At 49.2% G+C, this 10,709-nt stretch carries 11 protein-coding genes; 7 read left to right on the top strand and 4 right to left on the bottom strand.

The features are described 5' to 3' along the window. From DXA55_RS06675 to DXA55_RS06660, 4 genes are all read left to right on the top strand, one after another. A partial coding sequence (locus tag DXA55_RS06675) for an IS66 family transposase (protein WP_147341998.1) occupies positions 1–455 on the top strand: 455 nt, incomplete at its 5' end. A gap of 267 nt (positions 456–722) precedes the next feature. Continuing rightward, on the top strand, positions 723–1,463 hold the full coding sequence (locus DXA55_RS06670; RefSeq protein ID WP_022461191.1) for a hypothetical protein: 741 nt from the start codon (positions 723–725) through the stop codon (positions 1,461–1,463). Between the two features lie 266 nt (positions 1,464–1,729). Further along, the gene (locus tag DXA55_RS06665; protein ID WP_117813437.1) at positions 1,730–2,440 is read left to right on the top strand and encodes a hypothetical protein; all 711 of its coding nucleotides are present in this window, start codon (positions 1,730–1,732) and stop codon (positions 2,438–2,440) included. A 323-nt stretch (positions 2,441–2,763) separates the two neighbouring features. Further along, on the top strand, positions 2,764–3,372 hold the full coding sequence (locus DXA55_RS06660; RefSeq protein ID WP_147341997.1) for a hypothetical protein: 609 nt from the start codon (positions 2,764–2,766) through the stop codon (positions 3,370–3,372). 90 nt (positions 3,373–3,462) lie between these two features. Here DXA55_RS06660 and DXA55_RS06655 read toward each other — a convergent pair whose 3' ends face one another. After that, positions 3,463–4,248, bottom strand: a complete 786-nt coding sequence (locus DXA55_RS06655) for a type III pantothenate kinase (protein ID WP_055220943.1) — start codon at positions 4,246–4,248, stop codon at positions 3,463–3,465. Positions 4,249–4,414: 166 nt separating this feature from the next. Here DXA55_RS06655 and coaBC point away from each other — a divergent pair, with 166 nt between their 5' ends. The 3 genes from coaBC (at position 4,415) to DXA55_RS06640 (ending at position 8,679) form a co-directional block, all read left to right on the top strand. Next, complete coding sequence (coaBC, locus tag DXA55_RS06650) at positions 4,415–5,611, top strand: bifunctional phosphopantothenoylcysteine decarboxylase/phosphopantothenate--cysteine ligase CoaBC (RefSeq protein WP_117813435.1); 1,197 nt, start codon at positions 4,415–4,417, stop codon at positions 5,609–5,611. Positions 5,612–5,816: 205 nt separating this feature from the next. After that, the gene (locus DXA55_RS06645) at positions 5,817–6,587 is read left to right on the top strand and encodes a TatD family hydrolase (protein ID WP_117813433.1); all 771 of its coding nucleotides are present in this window, start codon (positions 5,817–5,819) and stop codon (positions 6,585–6,587) included. 88 nt (positions 6,588–6,675) lie between these two features. Further along, entirely contained in the window at positions 6,676–8,679 is a 2,004-nt protein-coding gene (locus DXA55_RS06640) for an NlpC/P60 family protein (RefSeq protein ID WP_117813431.1), read from the top strand. On the opposite strand, the gene DXA55_RS06635 is transcribed toward DXA55_RS06640, so the two are convergent. The 3 genes from DXA55_RS06635 to DXA55_RS06625 form a co-directional block, all read right to left on the bottom strand. After that, complete coding sequence (locus tag DXA55_RS06635; RefSeq protein ID WP_117813430.1) at positions 8,661–9,017, bottom strand: hypothetical protein; 357 nt, start codon at positions 9,015–9,017, stop codon at positions 8,661–8,663. The two genes, DXA55_RS06640 and DXA55_RS06635, sit on opposite strands and share 19 nt — an antisense overlap. Next, positions 9,005–9,508 (bottom strand): LD-carboxypeptidase, encoded by a 504-nt coding sequence (locus DXA55_RS06630; protein WP_147341996.1) that lies wholly within the window; start codon positions 9,506–9,508, stop codon positions 9,005–9,007. The genes DXA55_RS06635 and DXA55_RS06630 overlap by 13 nt, the downstream gene beginning before the upstream one ends. 132 nt (positions 9,509–9,640) lie before the next feature. Then, positions 9,641–10,675, bottom strand: a complete 1,035-nt coding sequence (locus DXA55_RS06625) for a threonine aldolase family protein (RefSeq protein WP_022461126.1) — start codon at positions 10,673–10,675, stop codon at positions 9,641–9,643. Between the last annotated feature and the right edge of the window lie 34 nt (positions 10,676–10,709).

The raw sequence follows: 10,709 nt of genomic DNA, 5'->3' as shown, positions 1-10,709 counted from the left end.
CAAAAGCAAAAAATCACACTGCGGAGCAGAGAAAACAATTTCGTCTTGAAAAGGAGAAGCCGATACTGGAGGCATTCTGGAATTGGCTGGATCAACAGCGCCCAAACAAAGGAACCCGTTTGGCGAAAGCGGTAAACTATGCCCAAAATCGGAAAGACACCCTGATGACTTATCTGGAAGACGGTCATTGCAGTTTGTCCAATAATCTTAGCGAGAATGCAATCAGGCCATTCACTGTCGGCCGGAAGAACTGGCTGTTCAGTGCCAGTCCGAAAGGAGCTGCCTCCAGTGCTATTGTGTATACAATGGTCGAGATGGCAAAAGCGAATGATCTGAATACCTATAAATATCTGACATACCTCTTATCACAGCGGCCAGACGATAAAATGTCAGATGAACAGTTGGAACAGCTTGCCCCATGGAGCGAGACTGCGAAAACGAACTGTCAAAACTAAAATAGAGTAAAACGCTTGCATCTATCATTTTGGTGCAAGCGTAATTCATGAGTAACGTAGCAATATTTTGCGCTTACTTTCATTTAACATCATAAACTTTTTGGGCTTTTAAGTGTAATATAAGACTATAAAGAAATGTGAAAAACTGAATCCAGGCTTTAAATGAGCCTAGGCTAACAGGCAAAATGAAGGAAGGAGAAAAGTCCAATGCAGAAGAGAATTAATAGCAGTGATTAATTTTGCAAATCGAAAGAGAGGGAGTTATTTATGCAAGAAAGATTGAAAAATGCGTTAACAGCAATCGGCTTCTGTATGTTAGCTTTGGTGATGACTAGTGTATTTGCTACAACAGTAAAAGCAGAAACAAATGCAGAATTAAAAAACAGAGTGTATGAAGAGGTTTTAAACAATCACATCACGAATGAAAGTGACGTAATTAAGGTTGCAATTGAACAATATCAGGAAAAACAGATGAAGACCCGCGCCATTGATGCAAAGCCGGATGATTATTTGTCAATCACACAGGTAGTGGATGAAAATGGCAGCGAGCAGGATATTATTTCAACGGGTTTGTTGATTGTAGACGAGCATCAGCAAAGAGTAGCAATCACTGATATTGTAAGCAATACGGGGCAGCTTAGCCAGTACAGCATTTATGCAACCATGAAAGTATCCGTGACAAATGACCGTCAGGCATTAAAGGTACGAATTAATTGGTTTGAAACAACACTGAACTACGGAACCTCTATGAAAGCAAGTAGTTTAATGCAGACATCCAAATATTCACCAGAGGTGGGATTCCAGTATGATGATATTACAAAAACAATTTCAAATCCTGCTGGAGGAACCCCATATCACTATACTCCAAATAATACGCAGATGATTACATATTCGACTTTAGAGTGTGGACGGTCCTGTCGTTCGTATATTAAAGCTGGAACCTCAAGTTTGAATATTGCTTATTGTGTTATATCTTCAGCCCCGGGAGGCCGCTGGGAGAGAGCTTAAGCAAAACTCGATTATCAGAACAAGCGAACTAATTGAAAATAGACGCTCCCCTTGCGTTATAGATACTAGGGGAGCGTTTTTAAATAGCGGTAGAGAATTTCTATAAGGGATGTTGTTGCTTTTTCTTTGATTTAAATCGAATGCATAAGAAAAATGTAAGAAAATTTTCACCAAACGTCATAGATTTTCAGAAGAATATATGGTAGTATAGGGCTAACAAAAAAGTATGTGAAAAAAATAACAAAGCGGAAAGGAGATGCAGGTGTATGAATAAAAAATTAGCAGGTATTTTTGCAATGTGTGCTCTGTTGCTGACTGGATGTCAGGGAGCGAAAGAGAGCAGCAAGGAAATTACGCCGCCGGATACCGGATGGGGGAAAACGGTGGATGAAGTGCTTGCCGACTGGAATCTGGATCGGGACCAGGTGGAAATTTTCTCCGAAACTAACAGTGCAGCCGCGATCGCAGTAGATACAGAAGCCACTGTTTTCGGCGAGCAAACTTCCAGAGTCATGTTTCAGTTTATCAACCTCGATCAGATCGGAGCGACGGGAAAACCAGTATTGTGCGAAGTAGACATCACCTACCCGGATGATGCCGATATGGATACCGTGAAAAAAGAGATGGAAAAATCCTACGGAAGTTCCAAAGACTCCATTACCCGCTATGAGCTGTACCAGTCGCTGGGCGACGATCAGCTCCCGGAATATACTTACAAAAAAGCAGATCAGCTTGCCGTCTGGTCCGGCGAGAGCCTGAAAGATGCGATTCCTTCCGATAAGAGCACCGAATACGAAACTGCCTGGGAAGCATACCAGCCTGGCCTTACTGCCGACAACTGGGAGAGCTACACTGAACAGACAAGCATGGCAACCGCCGTATGCGCATACGGCGCAGAAGCATTTCCAATGTTTGAAAAAAACGGTGTCAGCCTCGAAGCTTATCCGGGACTGGTATATGAGCAGGTGAAAAAGTAATATGAAATGTAACTATTCAGAGCCATGCGAAATGGAAGAAAATCGTGAATCATGCTTGCATGAATGAACGGTTTTCTGGAATTTCATATGGCGAGAAGCAACATCGAGATGCAGCGCAAGCGGAATCGAGATGGGGTTCTGAATAGTTACTATGAAATAAGAAAGTCATAAACTCCCGGCAGTGCCGGGAGTTTTTCCGTGCATAGGGAGAAGGAAAAGAGTGTGTCCCGGAAAAATTCATGATATACTGAAAAGAGAAAATTCAACTTTTGGAAGGTTCCCGGAATGTCTGTTTTGGAAGAGAGGTGATTTCCTTGAAACGTATGAAAAAGAGAAAAATCACTGTGTTAGCTGGAGTGATCCTTTGCGTGATTGCAGGATGTCTGGTAAAAAGAATGACGGCGGTGTATACACAGAAAGAAAATCCCATTGGTCCTGAGCGGGGTACGACAGATGTTTTCCTGACGGCAGCAGATTTCATCTCAGAAAAATCGGATCAGGAACTGCTGCAGGAAATCGAAACCTTTGATACGGACAAAGCCGAGATGATTTATCTTTATATCCCGGAAGACACCGGAGCCGGAATGTCCTTTGCGATCACGCGCGAGGATCATCCGGAGGAGATGGACGAAATTCTCTCGACCATTTACGGAGAAAAAATTTCCTGCCAGAAGCCAAAACAGGTATTCAACATGACAGAGAGGATTTTGTATGATTATAACTGGTATGTTCTGATCTACGATCATGAGATGAATCAGATGGCGCTTGTATTTCTGTATTCCGATGATGTGATTGTATACAATGGTCATGTACTTCAGACAACAGAAACGTATGATGAAAGCATTCGCCCGTGTATTTTAAAACTGAAAGAGGAGAATCAGGAAAAACTGAAAAGCGGAGAGGCAACACAAAGAAGGGTTACGATTCCATAGAAAAATAGAGAAAAGCGTGCCTGGAGAACAGACACGCTTTTTAACGTCATGCAGAATGAAAAAGTCTGATGAATATTTGGAAGTACGATTTTAATTTGCACAATTCCGCTCACACAGGAACGCCAGCCCTTTCAGCAGAAGGTTCGGGTCATAGATATGAGGATGTAAAACGAGCGGTTCGACGAAGCGTGCCGCGCCGCCGGTGAGGATGAGGGTGGCGGGGGAGCCGAGTTCGGCTTCGATGCGCTGGACCATTCCGTCGAGCATCGCGGCCATGCCGACGATGGTGCCGGAGAGAATGCATTCTTCGGTGTTTCTGCCAATGATGCGTTTCGGGATCTGGAGGTCGAGCCGCGGGAGCTGGGCGGTCCGCTCGGAGAGGGCGCCAAGTCCCATATCGAGTCCCGGTGCGATGGCGCCGCCGCAGAAGACGCTGTTTTCCCGGATGACATTGAAGGTCGTCGCTGTTCCAAGATCCACGGTGATGACCGGCAGCGGATAATGTGCGGCGGCCCAGGCTGCATCAACGAGGCGGTCGCGGCCTACTTTTTCCGGTTCCGGGATGGAAAATGTCATGCCGAGATCACTTTCGGATGTGACGAGCAGCGGTTCTGTGCCGAACAGATTACGGACACATTCCTGCAGAAGCGTCAGAACCGACGGAACAACGCTGGAAATGATGACGCCCCGAAAGTCGGACGGGGAAAGATTCTTGTCTTCAAAAAGCTGCTCGATCGCAGATTCATACTGGCTGGCAGACCAGGTGTGGTTGATGTCAATCCGGGCTGTGAATTCGAGGGAATACGCTTGCTGCGGTGCGGTCCGGACGCCGCCGAGCGTAACGGTTGTGTTCCCGATATCAATGGCTAAAATCATAAAAATACCTCGCGATTATTTTAAAAGTAGAGCTCTTTTGTCCTTTTATTATAAAGCCTTTTTGCATCAATGGCAAACAGGATTGGTTGTAATCTGTTTTTTTGTCTGCTATACTTAAAACTATCATAGGAAAAAAGTTGCTTCGAGGCAGCAGAACGGAGTTACAATGGAAAATCTTGACGGAAAATGTGTTGTACTTGGTGTGACAGGCGGAATTGCCGCCTATAAAATGGCAAATGTGGCGAGCGGTCTTCGGAAAGCCGGAGCAGACGTGCATGTCATCATGACCGAAAACGCGACGCAGTTCATCACCCCGCTGACGTTCGAGACGCTGACCAACAACCGCTGCGTGGTCGATACGTTTGCGCGTGATTTTAAATATGAGGTGACGCATATTTCGCTGGCAAAAGCGGCGGATCTGATTATGATTGCCCCGGCTACCGCCAATGTGATTGCAAAAATGGCACACGGCATTGCAGATGATATGCTGACAACGGTGGTGCTCGCAGCGAAGTGCAAAAAGCTGGTCTCTCCGGCGATGAATACGGCGATGCTGGAAAATCCGATTACGCAGGATAATCTGGCGACGCTGAAAAAATACGGTTTCGGCATCATCGAGCCGACCGTGGGAATGCTGGCGTGCAAGGACGTCGGAAAAGGAAAACTGCCGGACCCGGAGGTGCTGCTCGATTATATCGCGATGGAGCTTGCCCGCGAAAAGACGCTCGCTGGTGTGCGTGTCACCGTGACTGCAGGCCCGACGCAGGAATCCCTCGATCCGGTGCGGTATCTGACGAACCATAGCAGCGGCCGCATGGGATACGCGATTGCGCGGGAGGCGATGCTCCGCGGCGCGCAGGTAACGCTGATTTCCGGCCCGGTTTCATTAGCCCCGGTTCCAGGCGTTGCGATGCGACCGGTGACGACGGCGAAGGACATGCTGGAGGCGGTGCGGGAGACATTGCCGGAGACGGATATTCTGATTAAGGCGGCCGCGGTTGCTGATTACCGGCCTGTGACGGTGGCGGATCAGAAAATCAAAAAGAAGGACGGTGACATGAGCATTCCGCTGGAGCGCACCGACGATATTCTGGGATGGGTGGAAAAGAACCGTCATCCGGGGTTGTTTGTGTGCGGCTTCTCGATGGAAACCGAGAACATGGTGGAAAACTCGCGTGCAAAGCTGGAGAAGAAGCATCTGGACATGATCGCGGCAAACAATTTGAAGACAGAGGGTGCCGGCTTCGGTGTGGCGACGAATGTGGTGACGCTGATCACGAAGGACGGCATCAAGGAGCTTCCGCTGATGGGAAAAGACGAAGTGGCTGGCTGCCTGCTGGACGAGATTGCGGCACGGCGGTGATCTTATCGGAATCCGGCATATTTTTTCGTTTCCTGGTTGACGCGGGAAAAATGAATGCGTTATAATAAGCACAGGCGCAGCGGCGCACTTTACTTTTACGAAAACAACGAACGATAGGATGGATAAACGTGGAAACGGAAACAGGGGAAGGCTATGCAGAGCTTTCTTCCGTTTCTGTTTCGTTTTTTTAAGGAGAAATTCGGATATGATATTTGAAACACATGCACATTATGACGATGAGAAATTTGATGAAGACCGCGCAGAGCTGCTTTCCTCGATGCAGGAAAACGGGATCGGGCGTATCATCAATGTCTCGGCAAATCTGGAATCACTGGAAAATACAAGAAAACTGATGGAAGCGTATCCGTTCATCTACGGCGCGTTCGGTCTTCATCCGGATGAGGTGGGCGACCTGAACGAGGATGTGATGGAGCGGATGCGGGGACTCTGCCGTCTGGAAAAGGCGGTTGCGGTCGGAGAGATTGGCCTTGATTACTACTGGGACAAGGAAAATCACGAAAAACAGCAGTATTGGTTCCGCCGTCAGATTGCGCTTGCGCGCGAGGAAAAACTTCCGATGATCATCCACAGCAGGGAAGCGGCAGCTGATACGCTCCGTGTCATGAAAGAGGAAAAATCGGAGGAGATCGGCGGCGTAATTCATTGTTTTTCCTACTCCGCAGAAATGGCGGAGGAATACCTGAAAATGGGATTTTATCTTGGCATTGGCGGTGTGGTGACGTTCAAGAATGCGAAGAAGATCAAAGAAGTGGTTCAGATGGCTCCGATGGAGCGTATTCTGCTGGAAACAGACAGTCCGTATCTGGCACCGGTTCCGTACCGGGGAAAAAGAAATTCTTCTCTGTATCTGCCGTACGTTGTGCGGGAAATTGCAGAGATCAAGGGAATTTCCGAAGAAGAAGTCATTGAGATGACAGAAAAAAATGCGGTCAGACTGTTTCAAACAGAGGAATAGGGAGCGATACCATGGGTGTTTCTTCTATTTATGTATTTGTTCGGAACAGGTTTGTCTGACCGTACAAATTGAATAGGAGAAAGCGAAAATGGTTGATAAAACAATGATGGGCGACAAATGCGCCGAGCTGGTGCGCGCCGCGATGATCGGTGCGCTCGCAGTGACACTGGGAAACCCGACAGCCGTTTATGCAGCAGAAGAGGAAACGGCCGATCCGGGACAGATTGGAATTGAGATTGCAGGGGAAGCAGCCGTTGGGGCTGCTTCTTTTTGCGTGGAGGAAGATGCGGCGGAGGAGGCACCTGCGGAAGCGGAAGAGGTGACAGAACCGGAAGGTACGCAGAATGATGAGATGGAAGAGGAAAGTGGATCCGAGGGAAAAGAAGATGAGACAGTCCCGGAGGAACCGGAACCGCAGGAGCCTGACGGCGGAGAGAATGCAGGAATGACGGAACCGGGAAAAACGGGCGAGACAGAGCCAGAGGGGCCGGAAAATGCAGAACCGGGAGAGGCAGGCGAGACAGAGCCAGAGGAGCCGGAAAATCCAGAACCGGGAGATCAGGGAGACATGACGGAAACACCGGGAAACAGTGAAATGGATGGACCGTGGCCGGGCGAAGGGGAAGATATTTCCAACGATCCATGGCCGGGGCAGGAAGAAATCGGCGGCGGAGATGGGGAGCAGATGGAACCGCCGGAGGAAGAAAACGGATCTGCAGGAAGTGATGATGCAACTGGTGGAGACAAGACGGCAGAAGTCTCTTCGGATTCTGATTTATCACAGTCTGCGGAACCGCCAGCCGCCGAGGCTGAACCTGTCTTTTCGGCAGAGCAGGAAGCTGAGCGTACGCGGGAAAGCTACAGTGAGTGGCAGGCGGCAGAAGCTGAAAAAGTCACGATTTCCCGTATGCCGTGGCTGTTTCATACGGTTGAAAAAACATATGCTATCGCCGATGTGAATTCCTGGCTTCACGTCCGCGAAGGAAAAGGCACAAATCAGAAAATCGTCGGAATCCTGCCGAAGGGAAGCCTCTGTTATATTTTAGCGGATGCGGATTCTGACTGGGTTTATGTGGAATCCGGCGATGTCCGTGGATTTGTCTGCGCGCGGTATCTCCTGCGCGGAGAAGAGGCTGAAAAAGAGGTAAACCGTTGGCAGGAGGAAAGTTTTCCCATGGCGGAAATGTGGGTGAAGCCATGGAATAATAAGGCGTACACCTATACATATGCAACGACGAGAACACTTCTTTCTTCTGACGAAGCGCGCGGCGAGGTCCTGCAGTACGCGAAAAAATTCCTGGGAAATCCGTACGTCTGGGGCGGGACGAGTCTTACAAACGGCTGCGACTGTTCCGGCTTTGCCCAGCAGATTTTTGCTAATTTCGGGTATACCCTTCCGAGAACCTCACGCCAGCAGGCGAAAGCTGGAACACGCATTCCGGTGCAGGAGGCAAAGCCTGGTGACCTGCTGTTTTACCAGCGGGAGAGCGGGTTTATTTACCATGTCATGATTTATCTCGGTGATGGAAAAGTAATCCACGCTGGAAGCGAGGCGACGGGGATTCTGATTTCAGATTTTAACTATGAGAAATCGACAGAATTTGCTGTGCGGGTGATTTCGGAGGAAATACGTGAGAGCAAAGTAGAAACGGGAGATGTGGATAATGGGAGAAAAGAAGGAAACTCTGTGGATAACCAGACAACAGAAAACGGGAATGGTGGAAAACAGAAGGCGGGAGCAGAAAATGTGCAGAATACAAGTGCAGAAAACAGTACCGCAGGTGATCGGTTGGAAAGCGCTTCGGGAAAATATCTCGGCAATTTTAAACTGACCGCTTACTGCAACTGCGCCGTTTGCTGTGGCCGCTGGGCGGGCGGCCCGACCGCATCCGGAAAAATGCCGGTGCAGGGCCGGACCATTGCAACCGGCGTTCTGCCGTTTGGAACGAAGCTGAATATCGGCGGAAAAATTTACACGGTCGAGGACCGCGGCACGCCGTACGGCCACATTGATATCTATATGGAACGCCATGCAGACGCAGAGGAGTTCGGCGTGCGCTACGCGGATGTATATCAGTCAGAAGAAATCTGATAAAATTTGCCGATCACGGCGGCATGTGCATCCGTGCCGTGGCCGATATACGGAGTCCTTGCAATCGGGAGATCCGGTCCGGCCGCCTGGCGGACAAGCTGCGGCATATCCGGCGTCAGCTGGTCGCGTTCCATCTGGGAAAATGTTCCGAGGAGAATACCATTGATCTGTTCAAAGGCATGCATCATTTTCAGCTGGGACAGAAACGTAACCATCTGCGGAACGCCGCCGCCCATGGCTTCGAGGAGCAGGATTTTTCCGCGGAAATCCGGCTGAAAATCCGTTCCGGCGAGCTTCAGAAAACAGCGGATATTTCCGCCGATCATCACACCTTCCATGTGATCGCCCTGCAGAAATGTGCAAGGGAGGTCGAAGAGGCTGGGAGACTGCCCGGAAAAGCGTTTTGGAACAGAGTGATCTGTTCGGCGCTGTGGTCGTACAGCAGATTTCGAACCTGATACAGCATCGACTCATTTCCAGTCGCAGTCGTGACAGCATTGACAATCGTTGTGAGATCACTGTATCCCCAGAAGCGCTTGCCGGAGGCGGCGATGACAGAAAAATCCAGATACGGCAGAACTTCATTCGCCATATCGCCGCCGGAAACATCAAAAATATCCGTGATTTCTGGGTCACAGTAAAGGTTCATCAATGCATCCGCCCGCTCCGCGCCCGTGCCGGAAAAGCCGGAACCGTTGTCGAAGAGGCAGGGGCTTAAAACAGGATCGAAGCCCAGCTTCCGCAGAATCTGACAGAGACGCGCCAGATCGGCGGAAAAGGAAGGATGCATGGGGTTGGAGCAGGCGGTAATACCAATTTTATGAGACATAAAGATTCCTTTCTCGGAGTAAAACAAGGAAAAATCTGCATTTTCGTGGCACACCGGTACAGCTTTTTCTTTGAATTTGCAAAGCAGATTTAGAGATCGCCGGTGTTTGCAGAATGCCGTTTTGGACAAAAATTATAAAGCTTTGAGGTCATCAATCAGTGTCTGCACTTCCTCTTCCGTCGTTGCCCAGCTGGTGCAGAACCGCGCAATATTTCCGCCGTCCGCGGATTTCCCCATTGGCTCGAAAATATAGCGTTTTTCCAGAGTTTCCTTCTGCGCATCGGTGAGAATCACAAACTGCTGATTCGTAAAACTCTCCACCCAGAATGGAATCCCCTGCGCCGCAAATGCTTTGCGGAGTTTCATGGCAAGTTCATCGGCGCGGCGTGTCGCAGTAAAATAAAGATCATGCCCCAGCAGGCAGTGGAACTGCAGTCCGAGCAGCCATCCCTTTGCGAGAACAGCGCCGTTCTGTTTCATGTAGGCTTTGAACCGCTTTTTCAGCGAGTCAGCTGTAAGCACAACGGCCTCACCAAACAGCGCACCGCATTTCGTTCCGCCGAAATAGAAAACATCTGTGAGAGCAGCGAGATCCTCGAGAGAAACATCATTCTTTTCTGATCCAAGCCCGTATCCAAGCCGTGCCCCGTCCACAAACAGATACATATCATACTTCCGGCAGACCTCGTGAATCTTCGTCAGCTCCTGCAGCGAATACAGCGTTCCCTGCTCAGTCGGAAATGAAAGATATACCATCTTCGGCTCCGTCAGATACTCCGGCTCACCGCCTTCATAATAAGCCGCCGCACACGCCGCAATCTGTTCCGCCGAAATTTTACCATCCGTATTCGGCAGCTCCAGAATCTTATGCCCGGTATTTTCAATCGAAGCCGCCTCATGGCAGTTAATATGTCCAGTATCCGCCGCAATCACACTCTGCACCGGCGAAAGCGCTGCCGCCGTCACAATAAAATTCGCCTGCGTCGCCCCCGGAAAAAAATGAACCGCCGCATCCGCACAACGAATCTTCTCCCGAATCAGCTCCGCAGCCTTCTCACACCATTCATCCTCCCCATATCCACCATAACTGTTCCCATTAATAGCCCCCAGCGCCTCCAGAATCTCCGGGTGCGCACCGTGATTGTAGTCATTATTAAATCGTATCATCAGTTTATGTTCTCCTTAATTTGAATTTGAAAAA

Source organism: Blautia sp. OF03-13, assembly GCF_003460685.1.
GTDB lineage: Bacteria > Bacillota > Clostridia > Lachnospirales > Lachnospiraceae > Fusicatenibacter > Fusicatenibacter saccharivorans.
Note: the sequence above shows the minus strand (reverse complement) of the source record. Positions and strands in the feature narration are given on the sequence as shown.

Coding starts and splice junctions, on each gene's coding strand:
- DXA55_RS06670 (WP_022461191.1), top strand. CDS start 723: ATGCAAGAAAGATTGAAAAATGCGTTAACAGCAATCGGCTTCTGTATG.
- DXA55_RS06665 (WP_117813437.1), top strand. CDS start 1,730: ATGAATAAAAAATTAGCAGGTATTTTTGCAATGTGTGCTCTGTTGCTG.
- DXA55_RS06660 (WP_147341997.1), top strand. CDS start 2,764: ATGAAAAAGAGAAAAATCACTGTGTTAGCTGGAGTGATCCTTTGCGTG.
- DXA55_RS06655 (WP_055220943.1), bottom strand. CDS start 4,248: ATGATTTTAGCCATTGATATCGGGAACACAACCGTTACGCTCGGCGGC.
- coaBC (WP_117813435.1), top strand. CDS start 4,415: ATGGAAAATCTTGACGGAAAATGTGTTGTACTTGGTGTGACAGGCGGA.
- DXA55_RS06645 (WP_117813433.1), top strand. CDS start 5,817: ATGATATTTGAAACACATGCACATTATGACGATGAGAAATTTGATGAA.
- DXA55_RS06640 (WP_117813431.1), top strand. CDS start 6,676: ATGGTTGATAAAACAATGATGGGCGACAAATGCGCCGAGCTGGTGCGC.
- DXA55_RS06635 (WP_117813430.1), bottom strand. CDS start 9,017: ATGGAAGGTGTGATGATCGGCGGAAATATCCGCTGTTTTCTGAAGCTC.
- DXA55_RS06630 (WP_147341996.1), bottom strand. CDS start 9,508: ATGTCTCATAAAATTGGTATTACCGCCTGCTCCAACCCCATGCATCCT.
- DXA55_RS06625 (WP_022461126.1), bottom strand. CDS start 10,675: ATGATACGATTTAATAATGACTACAATCACGGTGCGCACCCGGAGATT.